The 18,686-nt window shown below is 72.8% G+C and carries 19 protein-coding genes; 11 read left to right on the top strand and 8 right to left on the bottom strand.

Annotated elements, in window-relative coordinates:
* Positions 1 to 4: 4 nt before the first annotated feature.
* Positions 5 to 1,120, bottom strand: coding sequence for a hemin ABC transporter substrate-binding protein (locus HOQ23_RS02685; RefSeq protein WP_253945128.1), 1,116 nt, complete (start codon positions 1,118 to 1,120; stop codon positions 5 to 7).
* Positions 1,121 to 1,359: 239 nt separating this feature from the next.
* On the opposite strand from HOQ23_RS02685, the gene HOQ23_RS02680 reads away from it, so the two are divergent.
* Positions 1,360 to 2,019: a heme oxygenase (biliverdin-producing) gene (locus HOQ23_RS02680; protein WP_172211644.1), complete on the top strand. Its 660-nt coding sequence runs from the start codon at positions 1,360 to 1,362 to the stop codon at positions 2,017 to 2,019.
* A 69-nt stretch (positions 2,020 to 2,088) separates the two neighbouring features.
* On the opposite strand, the gene HOQ23_RS02675 is transcribed toward HOQ23_RS02680, so the two are convergent.
* Positions 2,089 to 2,535, bottom strand: coding sequence for an SRPBCC family protein (locus tag HOQ23_RS02675; protein WP_172211642.1), 447 nt, complete (start codon positions 2,533 to 2,535; stop codon positions 2,089 to 2,091).
* A gap of 62 nt (positions 2,536 to 2,597) precedes the next feature.
* Between HOQ23_RS02675 and HOQ23_RS02670 the strand changes: the two genes are divergently transcribed.
* On the top strand, positions 2,598 to 4,265 hold the full coding sequence (locus HOQ23_RS02670; protein ID WP_172211641.1) for a phospho-sugar mutase: 1,668 nt from the start codon (positions 2,598 to 2,600) through the stop codon (positions 4,263 to 4,265).
* 25 nt (positions 4,266 to 4,290) lie between these two features.
* On the opposite strand, the gene HOQ23_RS02665 is transcribed toward HOQ23_RS02670, so the two are convergent.
* On the bottom strand, positions 4,291 to 4,902 hold the full coding sequence (locus HOQ23_RS02665; protein WP_172211640.1) for a hypothetical protein: 612 nt from the start codon (positions 4,900 to 4,902) through the stop codon (positions 4,291 to 4,293).
* A gap of 72 nt (positions 4,903 to 4,974) precedes the next feature.
* On the opposite strand from HOQ23_RS02665, the gene deoC reads away from it, so the two are divergent.
* Positions 4,975 to 5,670, top strand: coding sequence for a deoxyribose-phosphate aldolase (deoC, locus tag HOQ23_RS02660; protein ID WP_172211639.1), 696 nt, complete (start codon positions 4,975 to 4,977; stop codon positions 5,668 to 5,670).
* A 43-nt stretch (positions 5,671 to 5,713) separates the two neighbouring features.
* Positions 5,714 to 6,313, top strand: a complete 600-nt coding sequence (locus HOQ23_RS02655; RefSeq protein ID WP_172211638.1) for an ATP-binding protein — start codon at positions 5,714 to 5,716, stop codon at positions 6,311 to 6,313.
* Between the two features lie 30 nt (positions 6,314 to 6,343).
* On the opposite strand, the gene HOQ23_RS02650 is transcribed toward HOQ23_RS02655, so the two are convergent.
* Positions 6,344 to 7,453: an adenosine deaminase gene (locus HOQ23_RS02650; protein WP_172211637.1), complete on the bottom strand. Its 1,110-nt coding sequence runs from the start codon at positions 7,451 to 7,453 to the stop codon at positions 6,344 to 6,346.
* 65 nt (positions 7,454 to 7,518) lie between these two features.
* Here HOQ23_RS02650 and HOQ23_RS02645 point away from each other — a divergent pair, with 65 nt between their 5' ends.
* Together HOQ23_RS02645 and HOQ23_RS02640 are read left to right on the top strand one after the other, a co-directional pair.
* The gene (locus tag HOQ23_RS02645; RefSeq protein ID WP_172211636.1) at positions 7,519 to 7,974 is read left to right on the top strand and encodes a MaoC family dehydratase; all 456 of its coding nucleotides are present in this window, start codon (positions 7,519 to 7,521) and stop codon (positions 7,972 to 7,974) included.
* A gap of 48 nt (positions 7,975 to 8,022) precedes the next feature.
* Complete coding sequence (locus tag HOQ23_RS02640) at positions 8,023 to 8,382, top strand: hypothetical protein (RefSeq protein ID WP_172211635.1); 360 nt, start codon at positions 8,023 to 8,025, stop codon at positions 8,380 to 8,382.
* 22 nt (positions 8,383 to 8,404) lie between these two features.
* On the opposite strand, the gene HOQ23_RS02635 is transcribed toward HOQ23_RS02640, so the two are convergent.
* A complete protein-coding gene (locus HOQ23_RS02635; protein WP_172211634.1) occupies positions 8,405 to 8,779 on the bottom strand; it encodes a PaaI family thioesterase in 375 nt (124 codons plus the stop codon).
* Between the two features lie 160 nt (positions 8,780 to 8,939).
* Between HOQ23_RS02635 and HOQ23_RS02630 the strand changes: the two genes are divergently transcribed.
* Positions 8,940 to 10,076 carry an NADH:flavin oxidoreductase/NADH oxidase gene (locus tag HOQ23_RS02630; RefSeq protein WP_216653552.1) on the top strand — a complete coding sequence of 379 codons (1,137 nt, stop codon included), beginning with the start codon at positions 8,940 to 8,942 and terminating at the stop codon, positions 10,074 to 10,076.
* Between the two features lie 9 nt (positions 10,077 to 10,085).
* Here HOQ23_RS02630 and HOQ23_RS02625 read toward each other — a convergent pair whose 3' ends face one another.
* From HOQ23_RS02625 to HOQ23_RS02615, 3 genes are read right to left on the bottom strand one after another with little or no spacing between them, the layout of a single operon-like run.
* Positions 10,086 to 11,042 (bottom strand): hypothetical protein, encoded by a 957-nt coding sequence (locus tag HOQ23_RS02625; protein ID WP_172211632.1) that lies wholly within the window; start codon positions 11,040 to 11,042, stop codon positions 10,086 to 10,088.
* A 47-nt stretch (positions 11,043 to 11,089) separates the two neighbouring features.
* On the bottom strand, positions 11,090 to 12,376 hold the full coding sequence (locus tag HOQ23_RS02620; RefSeq protein WP_172211630.1) for a thymidine phosphorylase: 1,287 nt from the start codon (positions 12,374 to 12,376) through the stop codon (positions 11,090 to 11,092).
* A 10-nt stretch (positions 12,377 to 12,386) separates the two neighbouring features.
* A complete protein-coding gene (locus HOQ23_RS02615) occupies positions 12,387 to 12,842 on the bottom strand; it encodes a cytidine deaminase (RefSeq protein WP_172211628.1) in 456 nt (151 codons plus the stop codon).
* A 311-nt stretch (positions 12,843 to 13,153) separates the two neighbouring features.
* On the opposite strand from HOQ23_RS02615, the gene HOQ23_RS02610 reads away from it, so the two are divergent.
* The 4 genes from HOQ23_RS02610 (at position 13,154) to HOQ23_RS02595 (ending at position 18,451) form a co-directional block, all read left to right on the top strand.
* The gene (locus tag HOQ23_RS02610) at positions 13,154 to 14,242 is read left to right on the top strand and encodes a BMP family ABC transporter substrate-binding protein (RefSeq protein WP_172211626.1); all 1,089 of its coding nucleotides are present in this window, start codon (positions 13,154 to 13,156) and stop codon (positions 14,240 to 14,242) included.
* A gap of 140 nt (positions 14,243 to 14,382) precedes the next feature.
* Positions 14,383 to 15,897 (top strand): ABC transporter ATP-binding protein, encoded by a 1,515-nt coding sequence (locus HOQ23_RS02605; protein WP_172211624.1) that lies wholly within the window; start codon positions 14,383 to 14,385, stop codon positions 15,895 to 15,897.
* Positions 15,894 to 17,159 carry an ABC transporter permease gene (locus HOQ23_RS02600; RefSeq protein ID WP_172211622.1) on the top strand — a complete coding sequence of 422 codons (1,266 nt, stop codon included), beginning with the start codon at positions 15,894 to 15,896 and terminating at the stop codon, positions 17,157 to 17,159. Before HOQ23_RS02605 ends, HOQ23_RS02600 begins: the two co-directional genes overlap by 4 nt.
* On the top strand, positions 17,156 to 18,451 hold the full coding sequence (locus HOQ23_RS02595) for an ABC transporter permease (RefSeq protein WP_172211620.1): 1,296 nt from the start codon (positions 17,156 to 17,158) through the stop codon (positions 18,449 to 18,451). The genes HOQ23_RS02600 and HOQ23_RS02595 overlap by 4 nt, the downstream gene beginning before the upstream one ends.
* Positions 18,452 to 18,686 lie beyond the last annotated feature (235 nt).

Here is an 18,686-nt window from a genome sequence, read left to right as displayed (position 1 = left end):
CCTGTCACGAGATGGCCTCCGGCGCGTAGATCGCGACGGCGAGGGAGTTCAAGGTGGTGGCGGCCGCGGGGCCGAACCCGAGGATCTGGGAGTCGTCCATCGTGACGATCCGCTTGTTCTGGCCGGCGGGGGTCTGCGCGAGCGCGGGCAACCGCTCGAGGAGGCCGTCGACGCCGTCGACCGACTCCAGGCCCTTGGTCATCATCAGCACCAGGTCGGGCTGCGCGTCGACCAGGCCCTCGTCGGTGACCGGCTTCATGCCGTTCCAGCCGATCTCGCCGGCCACGTCGTAGAGCCCGAGGGCGTCGATGAGGGAGTCGGCGCCCGACTTCTCTCCGAACATGTAGTAGACGCCCGACTGGCCGCGGACGTAGAGGAAGACGGTGCGCAGCCGCTCGCCGCGCTCGGCGGGGGCCACGTCGGCGATCTGCTCGGTCACGGCGTCGACCTCGGCCTGGGTGCGCTCGGCCAGCGCGGCGCCCTGCTCGGGGACGCCGAGCGCGGTGGCGACCTCCTCGATCAGGCTCGACACGGTGTCCAGCGAGCGCTTGGAGTCGACGACCACGACCGGGATCCCGGCGTCGCGCATCTGCAGGATCGCGTCCCACGGCCCGAGCGAGGTGTCGGTGATGATCACCGTCGGGTCCAGCTCCAAGATGGCCTCGGCGTTGAGGTCGTGGCCGTTCTGGGTGACCAGGGGCAGGTCGGCGGCCGCGTCGAACTGGGTGGCGATCTCACGCCCGACCACCTGGTCGCCCAGGCCGAGCTCGAAGACGGTGCGCGAGAGGGTGCCGTAGATGTCCAGCGGCAGGATCCGGCTCGCGTCGGTGATGGTGACCTTGGTGCCCTGGGCGTCGGTGACGGTCACGGGGAGCTTCGGCTCGGCCTGCTCGACGACCGGCTCGACCTGCTCCTCGGCGACCGCGTTGACCGATCCCTCCCAGCCACGCACGTCGTCCAGCGCCTCGACCTCGGCGAGCGGGGGCGCGGCGGCGCCGCTGCCCTCCCCGTCCGGGGACCCGCTGTCCCCGACGGAGATGCCGCACCCGGCGAGCAGGGCGGCTGCCATCACGACCGGGATCAGGACACGGGACCTCGGTCGGCGCGCGGGGGTGGTCATGAGACATCCATCCGTTTCCGTGAGCAGCCCCCCGAGCGGGCCGGTTCCATCATGGGAATCTGAGAACGCTGGCCAGGCCAGTAAGCCGAGCCTAACATTACTTAGGTTCACCTAAATGAATCCCTCCACCTTGTTGACAAGGTGTCACTATCTTTCTGACACTGTGTCTAATCCCGGGCATGCTTGTCGTGCCCGACACCAACCCGGCCGTACCCGGCCCCCCGCTCGCAGGAGTTCCCATGACCACCGTCGACGCCGACCTCGACATCCCGCTCTCGACGGCGATGCGCCAGGGATCGCTGGCTCAGCACAGCGACGCCGAGAGCGCCACGTTCACCTCCGAGCTGATGGCCGGGCGCATCAACGAGGCGGGCTACACCGACTACCTGCGCCTGCTGCGCAGAGTTTATGCGGCACTGGAGGCCGTCGGACGTGAGCTGGCGGACGACCCGATCGCCGCGGAGCTCTACGACCCGGCCCTCGACCGGCTGGCCGCGATCGAGTCCGACATCGCGCACTGGAGCGGTGGCGGCTCGCTCGACATCGACAGCCCGGCGGCCACGGCGTACGCCGAGCGGGTGCGCGCAGCCGCGTCCTCGCCGCTGAGGTTCATCGCCCACCACTACACCCGCTACCTCGGCGACCTGTCGGGCGGCCTCGCCATCGGCCGGGTGATCGACCGGACCTACGGCTCCACCGGCCAGGGCATCGCCTTCTACGACTTCGAGACCATCGCGAAGCCCAAGGACTACAAGGACGGCTACCGCGCCCGCCTCGACGCCCTCCCCCTCGACGCCGCCCAGCGCGCCGAGGTCGTGGCCGAGGTCCAGGAGGCGTTCCGCTGCAACCAGGCCCTCTTCGACGAGCTGAGCGCCTCGATGGACGCCTACCGCCGCTGAGCGCCCCGCAGCCACACCCGGCTGCCCCCAGCTCCACCACGACCGCGGTCGGCCTCCGGCCGGCCGCGGTCAGTGCGTCGGGAGGCCCGCCAGTCGCCGCGCGAGGCCCTCGGCGCAGCCGCGCATCATCCGCTCGTGGTTCCACGTCAGCAGCGGGCGCGCGACCCGGGACGCGAGCGCGAGCGCCCCGGTGACCTCGACGTCCTGGGCGAAGTCGATCCGCGCTCCCCCGCCGTCCTCCTCGGTGACCGTGAACCGCACCCGGCCGGCCAGGTCACCGGAGACCTCGACCTCCAGCACCGGCAGCTCGCGGGTGACCGCGTGCAGCACCAGGTCCAGGGTGTAGGGCAGCGCCGAGCGGCACAGCACCCGCGCCGCGTCGGGGCCCAGCGAGGCCACCGCCACGACCTGCGGCCACCACAGCGGGTAGCGCTCCAGGTCGACGACCACGTCGCGCACCTCCTCCGGGCTCGCCGCCACCGGCCAGGAGTCACGGAAGGAGTACGTCGCGCGCATCCGGCCAGCATGCCGTCGCGGTGGTGGGCGGCGCCGGACCACGACGTACTAGCGTTCGGTCCATGACGACCCCCGAGGTGGACCAGCTCCTCTCCCGCGCCCGTGCCTGGGCGAGCGAGGACCCCGACGAGCGCACCCGCGCCGACCTCGAGGCCCTGGTGCGAGACGTCGAGGCGGGCGGGGACGCGGCGTCCCTGGCCGACGCGTTCCGCGGCACCCTGGAGTTCGGGACCGCCGGCCTGCGCGGCGCCCTCGGCCCCGGCCCCAACCGGATGAACCGCGTGGTCGTGCTGCGCGCCGCCGCCGGGCTCGCGGCGTACCTGCGCGACACCGGCGCGCGCCCCGGCAGCGCCGTGGTGATCGGCTACGACGCACGCCACAACTCCGACGTCTTTGCCCGCGACACCGCCGAGGTGATGACCGGGGCCGGCTTCACCGCCCACCTGCTCCCCCGCCCGCTGCCCACCCCGCTGCTGGCGTTCGCGATCCGCGAGCTCGGCTGCGTGGCCGGCGTGATGGTGACCGCGAGCCACAACCCGCCGCAGGACAACGGCTACAAGGTCTACCTCGGCGACGGCAGCCAGATCGTGGCGCCCGCGGACCGCGAGATCGCCGCCCGCATCGACGCGGTCGGCCCGCTGTCCTCGGTGCCGCGCGGGGCGCCCGGCCACGTGCTCGACGAGACGATCGTGGACCGCTACCTCGACGTCGTCGCCGGTCTCGCCGGTGACGGGCCCCGCGACCTCGACATCGTCTACACGCCGCTGCACGGCGTGGGCGGCGCCTCGGTCGTGCAGGTGCTGGAGACCGCCGGGTTCTCCACGCCGCGCGTGGTCGCCGAGCAGGAGCAGCCGGACCCCGACTTCCCGACCGTGGCGTTCCCGAACCCCGAGGAGCCGGGCGCGATGGACCTGGCGATGGCCCTGGCCGCCGCGCACGGCGCCGACCTGGTCGTGGCGAACGACCCTGACGCCGACCGCTGCGCCGCGGCGGTGCCCGGCCCGCACGGGTGGCGGATGCTGCGCGGCGACGAGGTCGGCGCGCTGCTGGCCCACGCGCTGCTCGCCCGCGGCGCCGAGGGCGTCTACGCGACCACGATCGTGTCCTCGACCCTGCTGTCGAAGATGGCGGCCGCCGCCGGTCAGCCGTACGCCGAGACCCTGACCGGCTTCAAGTGGATCGGGCGCGTCGAGGGCCTGGCCTTCGGCTACGAGGAGGCGCTCGGCTACTGCGTGGACCCCGAGCACGTGCGCGACAAGGACGGCGTCTCCGCGCTGCTGCTGCTGTGCGAGCTGGCGGCGAGCCTCAAGGCGGAGGGCCGCACGCTCACCGACCTGCTCGACGACCTGGCCCGCAGCCACGGTCTGCACGCCACCGACCAGCTCTCCGTGCGGGTCACCGACGTCGCCGAGATCGCCGCCGCGATGGCCCGGCTGCGCAGCGTGCCGCCCACCACCCTGGGCGGCCTCGCGGTGGAGCGCGTCGACGACCTCGAGCTCGGCAGCGCCGCGCTGCCCCCGACCGACGGGCTGCGCTACTCCCTCGCGGGCGGCGCGCGCGTCGTCGTACGACCGAGCGGGACCGAGCCCAAGCTGAAGTGCTACCTCGAGGTGGTCGTCCCGGTCGAGCAGTCCGGCTCCGGCACCGACGCGGTCGACGCCGCCCGCATCAACGCCGCCGGGCGCCTCGACGCCCTGCGGGGCGACATCCGCGCTGCGGCGGGGATCTGAGCGCAGGCCCTTCCGCCTGGGGCGGCTACACCGCCAGGCTGACGACCAGCGCCAGGACCGCGGCGACCAGCAGCACGATCTCGGCCCAGGCCGGGCGACGGCGCACCTCGCGCCCGAGCCCCACCTGCTCGTCCGAGCGCGGGCGGATGCCGCGGGCGGCGGCCGCGTCGGCGGCCAGGCTGCGGATCCGGTCCTCGACCATGTCGGCGTACGACGTGGTCACCGCGCTCGCCGCGGCGTCGTCACCCGTGTCGCCCGGGGCGCCGGCGCCACGGCGGGTCTTCATCACCTGGCGCAGGCTGCGACCGACGGCCGGGGAGATGTAGCGGCGGTCGCCGGCGCGGACGGCGGTGACCTGCTGGACCGCGACCTGCTCGACGGCGGCCAGCGGGATCGTGACGGTCTCGAACATGTTGCGCATCACCAGGGACTCGGTGGTGACCCACATCGCGGGGCGCAGCGTCGAGGCCCAGGTGAGCACCCCGATGGCGACGGCGCCGGCGAAGACCGGCCCGCCGAAACCGCTGTCGGGGTCGATGAGGCCCAACACCAGGACGAGGGCGACGAGGACCATCCCGACCGTCCCCATGATCCGTCCACTGGTGGGCTTGAACCGCTCCACGACCTGCTCGGTCACGCCACTCTCCTCGGAGCCGGCGCGGGGCGCCAGCGATGTCGGGCCTGTCGCCGACGAGCCTATGCTGGCGCGGTGACCGCCTCCACCAGTGCACCCTCCCCCGCCGACGTCGCCCGCACCATCGACCACACCCTGCTCAAGCCCGAGGCCACCCGCGCCGACGTGGCCGCCCTCGTCGCCGAGGCCGTCGAGCTCGGCACCTACTCGGTGTGCGTCTCCCCCTCGATGCTGCCCCTGGACGTGCCGGCCGGCAGCGACCTCAAGGTCGCCGTCGTCTGCGGCTTCCCCAGCGGCAAGCACACCTCGACGGTGAAGGCCACCGAGGCGGCCGAGTCCGTCAGCCGCGGCGCGGACGAGATCGACATGGTCATCGACATCGGCGCCGCCCGCGAGGGCCGCTTCGACGACGTGCGCGCCGACATCGCGGCCGTGCGCGCCGCCGCCCCGGCGCCCACCGTGCTCAAGGTGATCATCGAGTCCGCCGCCCTGGACGACGAGCAGATCGTCGCGGTGTGCCGCGCCGCGGTCGAGGCGGGCGCGGACTTCGTCAAGACCTCCACCGGCTTCCACCCCGCCGGCGGCGCCACCGAGCACGCCGTGCGCCTGATGGCCGAGACCGTGGGCGACCGCGCCAAGGTCAAGGCCTCCGGTGGCGTGCGCACCCTGGAGCAGGCCCGCGCCATGATCGCGGCCGGTGCCTCGCGCCTCGGCGTCTCGGGCAGCCGCGCGCTGCTCGGCGGCGACGCGGGCGGTGCCGCGGGCTACTGAGCCCGGGCCCGGCCACGGCGCGGACATCGGGCACAATGATCCGGTGCACGCCCGGGTCATCGTCCTCGCCGGGCCGTCCGGCTCCGGCAAGAGCAGGCTCGCGGCGCGGACCGGGTTGCCGGTCCTGCGCCTCGACGACTTCTACAAGGACGGCTCCGACCCGACGCTGCCGGTGATCACCGTCGGCGCGAACGCCGGGATGGTCGACTGGGACCACGTCGACGCCTGGCTCCTCGACGACGCGCTCGCCACCATCGCCGAGCTGTGCCGCGAGGGTCGCGCCCAGGTGCCGGTCTACGACATCGCGCACGACGGGCGCACCGGCTCGCGCGAGCTCGACCTCGGCGAGCACCGGCTCTTCGTCGCCGAGGGGATCTTCGCCGAGCTGGTGGTGCGCCCGGCCGCCGCGGACGGCCTGCTCGCCGCGGCGTACTGCATCCGGCGCCACCCGTTGGTGACCTTCACGCTGCGCCTGACCCGCGACCTGCGCGAGCGGCGCAAGCCGCCGCTGGTGCTGCTGCGCCGCGGCCTGGACCTGATGCGCGGCGAGCGCCGCGTCGTGGCCCGCGCCGAGGCCCGCGGCTGCCGCCCGGTCACCCCCGAGCAGGCCCTCGCCGACATCCGCGCCCTCGAGTCCACCTGACCCCTCGCCGAGTCGGCACTCGTGGCGCGATCAGGAGGCGGCGGACTCCGCGGCCAGGGCGGCGTACGCCGGCTTGATGACCTGGTTGATCAGCGCGAGCCGCTCGTCGAAGGGCAGGAACGCCGACTTCATCGCGTTGAGCGTGAACCACTCGAGGTCGGGCAGGCCGAAGCCGAACGCCTCGCACAGGTTCCACATCTCGTCGGTCATCGAGGTGTGGCTCATCAGCCGGTTGTCGGTGTTGACGGTGACCCGGAAGCGCAGGCTGGTGAGCAGCCCGATCGGGTGCTCGGCGATCGACTTGGCGGCGCCGGTCTGCACGTTGGACGCCGGGCACATCTCCAGCGGGATCCGCTTGTCGCGCACGTACGCCGCGAGCCGGCCGAGCTCCACGCGGCCGTCCTCGCGCACCGTGATGTCGTCGATGATGCGCACGCCGTGGCCCAGGCGGTCCGCGCCGCACCACTGGAGGGCCTGCCAGATCGACGGCAGCCCGAACGCCTCGCCGGCGTGGATGGTGAAGTGGGCGTTCTCGCGCTGGAGGTACTCGAAGGCGTCGAGGTGGCGGGTGGGCGGGTAGCCGGCCTCCGCGCCGGCGATGTCGAAGCCGGCGACGCCGCGGTCGCGCCACGCCACCGCGAGCTCGGCGATCTCCATGGACCGGGCCTGGTGGCGCATCGCGGTCAGCAGCTGGCGCACCAGGATCCGCCCGCCGGCGGCCTCCGTGCCCTCGTCGAAGCCGCGCTGGACGGCCTCGACCACGTCGTCGAGGGACAGGCCCTGCTCGACGTGCTGCTCGGGGGCGTAGCGGATCTCGGCGTACACCACACCGTCGGCGGCGAGGTCGGTCACGCACTCGCGGGCCACCCGGGCCAGCGAGTCGGCGGTCTGCATCACCCCGACGGTGTGGTCGAAGGTCTCCAGGTAGCGCTCCAGGGAGCCCGAGTCGGCCGCGGCGGCGAACCAGGCGCCGAGCTCGTCGGCGTCGGTCGCGGGCAGCTCGTGGCCGCACTCGGCGGCGAGGTCGATCACCGTCTGCGGGCGCAGGCCTCCGTCGAGGTGGTCGTGGAGGAGGACCTTCGGCGCACGCAGCACCAGATCGCGCGTGGGGGCGTTAGGTTCGACGGCACTGGCGCTCATGGCGCCATCCAACCACCCCGCCTGCACGCCCAGGCATTCCCTGGGCCGATCCCGAGGAGCCCTGGATGCGCGTCTTCACGAAGGTCGACGAGATCGCCGATGCCGTCGGGGAGGTGCTCGGCACCAGCGACTGGCTGGAGGTCGACCAGGCCCGCGTCGACGCGTTCGCCGAGGCCACCGGCGACCACCAGTGGATCCACGTCGACACCGAGCGCGCGGCCGCGGGTCCCTTCGGCGGCACCATCGCCCACGGCTACCTCACGCTGTCGCTGATCCCGTTCCTCGGCCAGGGGGTGTTCACCCTCGACACCCCCGGCGCGAAGCTGAACTACGGCGTCAACAAGGTCCGCTTCCCCAGCCCGCTGCGAGTCGGACGACGGATCCGGCTCTCCGTCTCGGTCGGCTCGCTCACCGAGCTGCCGGCCGGGCACCAGCTCACCCTCGGCCAGGTCGTGGAGATCGAGGACGAGCCCAAGCCGGCCTGCGTCGCCGAGACGGTCGTGCTGCTGCTCGCGGACTGAGGGTCCGCATCGCGCAACGGAGGGCCCGGCCCGCCCTATGCTCGCGAGATGACCGACCTCGACACGGTGGAAGCCCGCATCTGGACCCTGCTGGAGCCGTACCGCGACGAGCTCGAGGAGGCGACCATCTACGGCATGCCGTCGCTGCGGTGGCCCGGCACGGGCAGCCACGACTACTTCGCCTCGGTGGCCCGCAGCGCTCGCAAGGTCAGCCTCTACGCGATCGCGGTCGACACCTGGCCGGAGGCGCTCGACGGCTCCTCCGAGCGCTTCCGCGCGCGGCGTACCGGCAAGGCGACGTTCTCGTTCCCGACCCTGGACGACGAGCTCGCCGCCGAGCTCGAGGCGTTCCTCGCGCGGCTCTACCCGCCGTACCGGGCCCACCACGCCGGCCGGTCGTCGGACTGACCCCGCCCGCTGCGGTCGGGGCTCAGCCGTCGATGAGCGCGAACGTCGCCAGCGCGTGCACCAGCGACTTCCCCTCCTGGGTCACGTCGGCCTCGCACACCACGATGCTCTCCCCGCGCTTGCGCACCGCGGCGGTGACCTCCAACGGCCCCGGCTTGCCCGGCCGCAGGTAGGTCACGGAGAGCTGGCTGGTCGCCGGCACCTCGCCCTCGGCCATGCTGCGGACGGCGGCGCCCATCGTGGTGTCGACGAGGGTGGCGAGCAGCCCGCCGTGGACGGTGCCCGCGGGGTTGAGGTGCCGCTCGTCGACCTCGACCTCGAGGCGCGCCTCGCCGTCGGTGGCCGTGGGGTCGCCCGCGCCGATGAGGCCGAGGAAGCCGGAGTCGTGGTCGCTCATGCTCCGCGCGGTACCCCGCCGCGCGCCGGCGTACCGCTGCTGGTCGCGCTGTCGTTCGGGTGCCGACGGGCAGAGGTCCGCGCACTGGCGGACGCCGAGCGTGCCGACACCTCGCGGCGACGACTTCTGCCCGCCCGGCCACGGGAGGACGGCAGCCGGAATGCTCCGGCCGCGGACGTGGTTGCCCGAGCACACCCCCGAACCCTCAGGAGACAGCACCCCCGTGAGCCAGCTCTTCACCCCGATCACCCTGCGCGACGTGACCATCCGCAACCGCGTGTGGGTGGCGCCGATGTGCCAGTACTCCGCCGTCGACGGCCTGCCGAACGACTGGCACCTGGTGCACCTGGGCTCCTTCGCCCGCGGCGGGGCCGGGCTGGTGATCAGCGAGGCGACGGCCGTGGTGCCGGAGGGACGCATCTCCCCCGACGACGCCGGGCTGTGGAACGACGAGCAGCAGGCGGCGTGGGCGCGGATCGTGGAGTTCGTGCACGACCAGGGCGCGACCGCGGGCATCCAGCTCGCCCACGCCGGCCGCAAGGCCTCGACGTACTCCGGCTTCACCGCCGCGCGCGGCGCGGTCCCCGAGGCCGACGGCGGCTGGCGCCCCGTCGGGCCGTCCGCGGCGCCGTACCCCGGCCTGCACGAGGACCCCGAGCCGCTCGACGCCGCCGGCATCGCCCGGGTGGTCACCGCCTTCGGCGACGCCGCCGAGCGGGCGGTGGCCGCCGGGTTCGACGTGCTGGAGGTGCACGCGGCCCACGGCTACCTGATCCACGAGTTCCTCTCCCCGCTGTCCAACCACCGCGAGGACGAGTACGGCGGCCCCTTCGAGCACCGCGCCCGCCTCGCGCTCGAGGTCGTGCGCGAGATCCGCGGCCGCGTCGACGCCGGCGTGCCGGTGATCGTGCGGCTCTCCGCCACCGACTGGCTCGACGACGGCTGGAACGTCGAGGAGACGGTCCAGCTGGCCGCACTGCTGCGCGAGGAGGGCGTCGACCTGGTGGACACCTCCACCGGGGGCAACGCACCCGCCGAGATCCCGGTCGGTCCGGGCTACCAGGTGCCGTTCGCGCGCCGGGTGCGCGCCGAGGCCCAGGTCCCCACGGGCGCGGTCGGCCTGATCACGGACGCCAAGCAGGCCGAGGACATCCTCGCCGACGGCTCCGCCGACGTGGTCCTGCTCGGCCGCGAGCTGCTGCGCGACCCGCACTGGCCGCTGCACGCCGCGCGCGAGCTCGGCGAGGACGCCACCGACCTCTGGCCGGTGCAGTACCGCCGCGCCGCGCCCCGCTGACCTCCCCGGTCAGCGCCCGTCGTACCAGTCCAGCACCCGCAGCGCTCGCAGCGTGGTCCAGCGGCTCGGGCGCCCCGCCTCCTCGATGAGGAGGTCACTCTCCCCCGGGTGCACGCGCTCGAGCAGCCACCTGCCGTCCGCCTGCTGCTTGTCCCGGACCAGCGCGACGGCCTCGGCCGCGCGCGGGTCCGGGGAGCCGCCGGCCGCGCGCAGGTGGTCCAGGGCGCGCAGCACGTCGTAGTGCCACCGGGTCGGGTACGCCGGCTCCAGCCACCGCTGCTCCGGCACCTCGCCGGTGCGCAGGCTGCGGAACAGCCCGCGCTCCAGCAGGTACTCCTCCCCGCGGCGACGAGCCTCCGTGACGGCGGGCGACCCGTGCGCCGCCTCGACCTCGCGGAGCCCCTCGAGCACGCAGATCGTGGAGTCGAACGACGAGACGGTGGCGCCGTGCTCGGTCCAGCAGTTCCAGCCGCCGTCCCCGAGCTGGTCGTCGAGCAGCCGGGCGGCCAGGGCGTCCACGTCGGCACCGAAGTACGCCCCGATCGCCAGCGTGCGCCCGTTGATGCAGGCCTCGACCTCCCCGTCGAAGAAGGCCTCGTCGTCGTGCTCCCAGCGGCAGCCCGCGGCGACCTGCGCGACCACCTGCCGGGCCACCTCGCTCCCGGGGTCCAGGCCCAGCTCACGCAGCAGTGCGAGCTGCGGGAGGGTCGCCGTCCACGGCTGGCCCTCGGAGAAGTCGGGCTCGAGGCCGGCGCGCCAGGCGTCGAGGACCGAGCGCGGGAAGCACGCGCCGCCCGCCCACAGGCCGTCGGCACCACGCAGCTCCAGCAGCCGCGCGCCCCAGCCCTCGGTGGCGACGCGCGCCCGCTCGAGGGCCACCTCGTCCTCGGGCGCGCCGACGACGTCGCGCAGCGTCTGCCAGCGGACCGCTGGATCACCGTCCAGCAGCCAGGCGGTCACGTCCATGCCCCACGATGCTAGGCAGCCGTGCCGCCCGGCGCGAGGGGTCCGGGTCAGCCGATCCGGTCGATGACCAGCGGCGCCGGCTCGTACGCCGCGCCTCCGGCCGCCACGTCGTACCCGCCCTCGAGCGAGGCCAGCGCCCGGTCGAAGCGCTCGGGCTCGTCGGTGAGCAGGGTGAGCAGCGGCTGGCCCTCGGTGACCTCGTCACCGGGGCGGGCGTGCCAGACCACGCCGGCACCGGCCTGCACCGGGTCCTCCTTGCGGGCCCGGCCGGCGCCCAGGCGCCAGGCGGCGAGGCCGACCGACATCGCGTCGAGGCGGGTCAGCACGCCGGTGGCCGGAGCGGTCACGACGTGCGACTCCTTGGCCACCGGCAGCGGGGCGTCGGGGTCGCCGTCCTGGGCGCGGATCATCTCGCGCCACACGTCCATCGCCCTGCCGGAGGCGAGCACCTCGGCGGGGTCCACGTCGGTGACGCCTGCCCCGGCGAGCATCTCGCGGGCCAGCGCGACGGTCAGCTCGACCACGTCGGCCGGTCCCCCGCCGGCGAGCACCTCGACCGACTCGGCGACCTCGATCGCGTTGCCGGCGGTGTAGCCCAGCGGGGTGGCCATGTCGGTGAGCAGCGCGACGGTGTGCACGCCGGCGTCCTTGCCCAGTGCGACCATCGTCTCGGCGAGCTCGCGGGCCCGCTCCAGGTCCTTCATGAAGGCGCCCGAGCCGACCTTGACGTCGAGGACCAGCGCGCCGGTGCCCTCGGCGATCTTCTTGCTCATGATCGAGGAGGCGATCAGCGGAATCGCCTCGACGGTGCCGGTGACGTCGCGCAGCGCGTAGAGCTTCTTGTCCGCCGGGGCGAGGCCGTCGCCGGCCGCGCAGATGACCGCGCCGATCGACTCCAGCTGGGCGAGCATCTCCTCGTTGGAGAGCGTCGCGCGCCAGCCCGGGATCGCCTCGAGCTTGTCCAGGGTGCCGCCGGTGTGGCCCAGGCCGCGCCCGGACAGCTGCGGGACCGCGACTCCGCACGCGGCGACCAGCGGTGCCAGCGGCAGCGTGATCTTGTCGCCGACGCCGCCGGTGGAGTGCTTGTCCGCGGTGGGCCGCGAGAGGGTCGAGAAGTCCATCCGCTCGCCGGAGGCGATCATCGCCGCGGTCCAGCGGGAGATCTCGCGGCGGTCCATGCCGTTGAGCAGGATCGCCATCGCGAGCGCCGACATCTGCTCGTCGGCGACCACACCACGGGTGTAGGCGTCGACGACCCAGTCGATCTGGCTGTCGGTGAGCGCGATGGCGTCGCGCTTGGCGGAGATGACCTCGATGGCGTCGTGACCGGACATGGCTTCGACCCTACGCGCCGGTAGCCGCGGTCCCGCCCCCGGCGGTGCGCAGGTCGTCGGGGCCGAAGGCGTCCGGCAGCACCTCCGCCATCGTCCGCACCCCGACGACGGTCCAGACGAGCAGGTCGCCCCCGCCGTGCTCGAAGAGCAGCTGGCGACAGCGCCCGCACGGCATGATCACCTGCCCCGCCCCGTCGACGCAGACGAAGTGCGTCAGCCGCCCGCCGCCGCCGGCGACCAGCGAGGAGACCAGGCCGCACTCGGCGCACAGCGTCACGCCGTACCCGGCGTTCTCGACGTTGCACCCGACCACGACCCGCCCGTCGTCGACCAGGGCCGCGGCCCCCACGGGATAGCGGCTGTACGGCGCGTACGCGCGCCCGGCCACCTCGACGGCGGCGGCGCGCAGCGCGGGCCAGGGCTCGGCCGACGTGTCGGTGGGGCGGGCTGCTGGGGTCTCGGGCATGGTGGTCTCCTCCCCCGCGGCGCACCCGCGGGAGCACAGCGTCCCCGACGCCGCCCGGCAGGGCAATCCGGGGCGGTCCCGGCGGAGGCGGCCTGTGATGGCCCCGGTGCGAGCGGAAAGTGACCCACACCGCTCAGCGAGCCCTCCGCGCGTGACCCACGCCGCTCCCGGAGCGGCCCACACCTCCCCGAAGGTTCCAAGTCGATAACCCTTTGGCTCCAGCGCCCCGGAGCGGTCACCAGCACTCGCGGCAGCGACTACGGTGCGTGCGTTGCCCCCGGCTGGTGGGGGCCACTGATCTGGAGGCAGATGTGAAGAAGTTGAGGAAGGCCGTCATCGGCAGCGTCGCGGTCCTGGCGACGTCCGGCGCACTCGTCGCGTGCGGCGAGGCCCCGGAGGAGGACAACAACGAGTCCGGCAACCAGGCCAGCGACTTCCTCCCCTGCATCGTGTCCGACGCGGGCGGCTTCGACGACAAGTCGTTCAACCAGCTCGGCTACGAGGGCGTGCAGCGCGCGGCCGAGGAGCTCGGCACCGACCTCATCGAGGTCGAGTCCAACAGCCCGAACGACTTCGCCCCGAACCTCGAGAGCCTCGTTGCCGAGGGTTGCGACGCGATCGTCTCGGTCGGCTTCGCCCTGGCGGCTGCCACCATCGAGTCGGCGAACAACAACCCCGACATCGACTACATCCTCATCGACGACGCGGCCGACGCCGACTTCGACGGCACCGCGGACGCCGACAACATCAAGCCGCTGCTCTACGACACCTCGCAGGCGGCGTTCCTCGCCGGCTACGCGGCCGCCGACACCTCGAAGACCGGCGTCGTCGGCACCTACGGCGGCGAGCCGTACCCGACCGTCACCATCTTCATGGACGGCTTCAAGCAGGGCGTCGACTACTACAACGAGCAGAAGGACGCCGACGTCAAGGTCGTCGGCTGGGACGGCAAGAACGGCAGCTTCACCGGCGGCTTCGAGGCCAACGAGAAGGCCACCAACACCGCCAAGCAGCTGCTCGACCAGAACGCCGACGTCCTCCTGCCCGTCGGTGGCCCGATCTACGAGGGCGCGATCACCGCGATCGCCGACTCCGGCACGGACGCCGCCCTGGTCGGCGTCGACTCCGACATCGTCGAGAAGGACCCGAAGGCGGCCGACCTCGCGCTGACCTCGATCCAGAAGGCGATGGACCTGTCGACCTACGAGGCCCTCATGGCCGCCGCGGACGACAACTTCGACAACGCGCCGTACATCGGCACCCTGGAGAACGAGGGCGTCGACATCGCCTCGTTCCACAACTGGGAGTCGAAGATCTCCGACACCCTGCCTGCGGAGCTCGACGACATCCGCGCCAAGATCCAGGACGGCTCCATCAAGGTGAAGTCCTACCTGCAGTGATCTCCGACGGGGGGAGGCCGACCGCCACGGTCGGCCTCCCCCCGTTCTCTTGGACACCGGCTCGGTGCGCGTGTCCTGTCCCCGGCGGCGGCGAGCCCGCGCGCCGTCCCGCCCCGACGTGTCCTCCCTAGGATCGGCCCATGCAACTGGCCCTGCGCAACGTGACCAAGCGCTTCGGCAGCCTGGTCGCCAACGACCGCATCTCCCTCACCGTGGACTCCGGCGAGATCCACTGCCTGCTGGGTGAGAACGGCGCCGGCAAGTCCACCCTGATGAACGTCCTCTACGGCCTCTACCAGGCCGACGAGGGCGAGATCGTCCTCGACGGCGAGGTGCAGCACTTCGCCGGCCCCGGCGACGCGATGGCGGCCGGCATCGGCATGGTGCACCAGCACTTCATGCTGATCCCCGTCTTCACCGTGGCCGAGAACGTCATGCTCGGCCACGAGGAGACCGGCTTCGCCGGCTCCCTCGACCTCGAGGCCGCCCGCGCCAAGGTGCGCGAGATCTCCGCCCGGTTCGGCTTCCACGTCGACCCCGACGCCGTCGTCGAGGACCTGCCGGTCGGCGTGCAGCAGCGCGTCGAGATCATCAAGGCCCTCTCCCGCGACGCCAAGGTCCTCGTCTTCGACGAGCCGACCGCCGTGCTGACCCCGCAGGAGACCGACGAGCTGATGCAGATCATGCGCCAGCTGCGCGAGTCCGGCACGGCGATCGTCTTCATCACCCACAAGCTCCGCGAGGTCCGCGAGGTCGCCGACCGGATCACCGTGATCCGGCTGGGCAAGGTGGTCGGCGAGGCCGAGCCCACCGCCAGCAACGCCGAGCTCGCCGCGCTGATGGTCGGCCGCCCGGTCGAGCTGACCGTCCGCAAGGACACCCCCAAGCTCGGCGACGAGGCACTCGTCGTCTCGGGGTTGACCGTGACCGACAAGGACGGCCTGGTCCACCTCAACGACCTCAGCTTCTCCATCCGTGCCGGCGAGGTGCTCGCCGTGGCCGGTGTCCAGGGCAACGGCCAGACCGAGCTCACCGAGGCGCTGGTCGGGCTGCAGGACCACGTCCACGGTTCCATCCGCCTCGACGGGCGCGAGCTCGTCGGACGCAGCGTGCGCCAGGTGCTCGAGGCCGGCGTCGGGTTCATCCCCGAGGACCGTCAGGTCGACGGCCTGGTCGGCGCCTTCAGCATCGCCGAGAACCTCATGCTCGACCGCAGCTTCAGCGCGCCGTTCGTCCGCGGCGGCTCGCTGCAGCTGCGCGAGCGCGACGAGTTCGCCCGCCAGAAGCTCGCCGAGTACGACGTCCGCGCGCCCGGCATCACGACGCCGGTCGAGCGCCTCTCGGGCGGCAACCAGCAGAAGGTCGTCGTCGCACGCGAGCTCTCCCGCGACCTGCGCCTGCTGGTCGCGGCCCAGCCGACCCGCGGCGTCGACGTGGGGTCGATCGAGTTCATCCACCAGCAGATCGTGGCCACCCGCGACGCCGGCGTACCCGTCCTCGTCGTCTCCACCGAGCTCGACGAGGTGGTCGCCCTGGCCGACCGGATCATGGTCCTCTACCGCGGCCGGATCGTCGGCATCGTCCCGGCCGACACCCCCCGTGAGGTCCTCGGCCTGATGATGACCGGCGAACGACCGGCAGGAGCCGTCGCATGAGCAACCCCGACAACCCGCAGCCCGCCCCGGAGGCCCAGGGCTCGCCGCCGCCGGAGGTCGAGGAGGCGCCGCACCGTCCCGACGAGGACGACCGCGCCAACGGACCCTGGCACCACGTCCTGCGCTCGATCACCACCGGCAACGCCGCCGTCGGCGTGCTCTCGGTCTTCCTGGCCGTCCTGGTCGGCTCGGTGCTGATCCTGGCCACCAACGAGGAGGTCCGCGCGAGCGCGCAGTACCTCTTCGCCCGCCCCGGTGACTTCTTCACCGCCGCGTGGGAGGCGATCTCGGGGGCGTACGGCGCGCTGTTCCGCGGCTCGATCTACAACACCCGCGTCGACGACTTCCAGACCGCGATCCGCCCCCTGACCGAGACCCTGAAGTTCGCCGGTCCGCTGATCGCCGCCGGCCTCGGCGTCGGCCTGGCGTTCCGCGCCGGCCTGTTCAACATCGGCGGTCGCGGCCAGATGCTCATCGGCGGCGCGTTCGCCGGCTGGGTGGCCATCAACGCCAACCTGCCGTTCCCGCTGCTGCTGATCGTCTCGATCCTGGCCGGCATGGTCGCCGCCGGCCTGTGGGCCGGCATCGCCGGCGTGCTGAAGGCCCGCACCGGCGCCCACGAGGTGATCGTCACGATCATGCTCAACTACGTCGGCTACTACCTGGTGCTCTACGCCCTCTCCACCCAGGGCCTGCTCCAGGCGCCGAACACGATCAACCCCCAGTCGCAGCCCATCCCCGACGAGGGCCAGCTGCCCAAGCTCCTCGGTGACCGGTTCAACCTGCACCTCGGCTTCGTCCTCGCGCTGGTCGCGGTGGTCGTGGTCTGGTGGCTGCTGAACCGCTCCTCGCTGGGCTACCGCTTCCGCGCCGTCGGGGAGAACCCGCACGCCGCCCGCACCGCGGGCATCAACGTCGGGCGCACCTACGTCCTCGCGATGCTGATCGCCGGCTCGCTGGTCGGCCTCGCCGCCGGCAACCAGGTGCTCGGCACCGTCACCAGCGGCGTCAACTCCGGCCTGGACGCCGGCATCGGCTTCGACGCGATCACCGTCGCGCTGCTCGGCCGCTCCAGCCCGCTGGGCATCCTCGGCGCAGGCCTGCTGTTCGGCGCCTTCAAGGCCGGCGGCTTCTCCATGCAGGCATCCCAGGGCATCCCCGTCGACATCGTCCTGGTCATCCAGTCCCTGATCGTGCTGTTCATCGCGGCCCCGCCGCTGGTCCGGGCGATCTTCCGTCTGCCCGCGAAGGAGGCCTCGTGAGCACCCCCGCCCCCGCCCCTGCCTCATCCCCGGGCACGGTGAGCGCCGACCTCGAGGTCATCACCGTCGTCAGCAAGAAGACGCCGATCGTCCTCGCCGTCGTCACCCTCGCCCTGGCCGCCGCGGCGCTGTTCGGGCCGCAGGAGGGTGACACGACGTTCCGGCTCGCGACGCGCAACGACTTCTTCGAGCTGCCGAACGTGACCGTGCCCGCCATGGGCACCACCTGGACGATGGTCGTGCTGCTCGCGCTCATCACCGCCGAGTCCACCCGCCGCTACCTGCGCACCCGGACCACCCCCGTCTGGCTGGTGGTCGTCTTCGCGATCCTCGCGATGATCGGCTTCCTCGCCTGGGCCGCGGCCGGCAGCACGCTGCCGGTCGTCGGGCTGATCGCGGGCTCGATCGCGCTCGCCGTACCGCTGGTGTTCGGCGCCCTCGGCGGCGTGCTCGGCGAGCGGGCCGGCGTGGTCAACATCGCCATCGACGGCCAGCTCCTGGCCGGCGCCTTCGCCGCCGCGATGGTCGCCTCGGTGATCGGCTCCTCGTGGGCCGGTGTGGTCGGCGCGATGGCCGCCGGCGCCCTGGTCGCCCTGATCCTGGGCGTCTTCGCCATCAGCTACTACGTCGAGCAGGTCATCGTCGGTGTGGTGCTCAACGTGCTGATCATCGGCTTCACCAGCTTCATGTTCGGCCAGGTGCTCGCGCCCAACGCCGAGGCCCTGAACAGCCCGCCGCGCCTCGCGCCGTACGCGATCCCCGTGCTGGGCGACATCCCGCTCATCGGCCCGGTGCTGTTCCGTCAGTCCCCGATCGTCTACCTGCTCTACGTCACGGTCGCCGTGGTCGCGTGGGCGCTCTACCGCACCAAGTGGGGCCTGCGGGTCCGCGCGGTCGGCGAGCACCCCAAGGCCGCGGACACCGTGGGCATCAACGTGATCGCCACCCGCTACCGCACGCTGCTGCTCGGCGGCGCGATCGCGGGCATGGGCGGTGCGTTCTACACGCTGGTGTCGGTGCAGCAGTTCAACCGCGAGATGACCGGCGGCGCCGGCTACATCGCCCTCGCCGCGGTGATCTTCGGCAAGTGGGACCCGATCCGCGCCACCCTGGCCGCGCTGCTCTTCGGCTTCGCGTCCAACCTGCAGGGCGTGCTGTCGGTGATCGGCTCGCCGGTGCCGAGCGAGTTCATGCTGATGCTGCCCTACATCGTGACCGTGGTCGCGGTGGCCGGCCTGGTCGGCATCTCCCGCGGTCCGGCCGCCGTGGGCCTGCCGTACCGAAAGTCCTAGCGCCCCTCAGCAGCACCCACGAGGCCCCCGGCTCGCTCCTCGAGCCGGGGGCCTCGTGCGTTGAGTCGAGACTTCTACGAGTCGAATCGAGACTTTCTACCGGTCGAGTCGAGGGCGGAGTCAGGCGGTCGAAGCAACGCTGAGTGATTGGCGGTGTGGTGATGCCGAAGTTCGTGCCGTACGACGATGTGAACGAGGTCTTCGACCTGGTCTGTTCAGGGATGTCGTTCCAGGC

The sequence above is a fragment of the Nocardioides sp. zg-DK7169 genome (genome assembly GCF_013155365.1).
Taxonomy (GTDB): domain Bacteria; phylum Actinomycetota; class Actinomycetes; order Propionibacteriales; family Nocardioidaceae; genus Nocardioides.
Note: the sequence above shows the minus strand (reverse complement) of the source record. Positions and strands in the feature narration are given on the sequence as shown.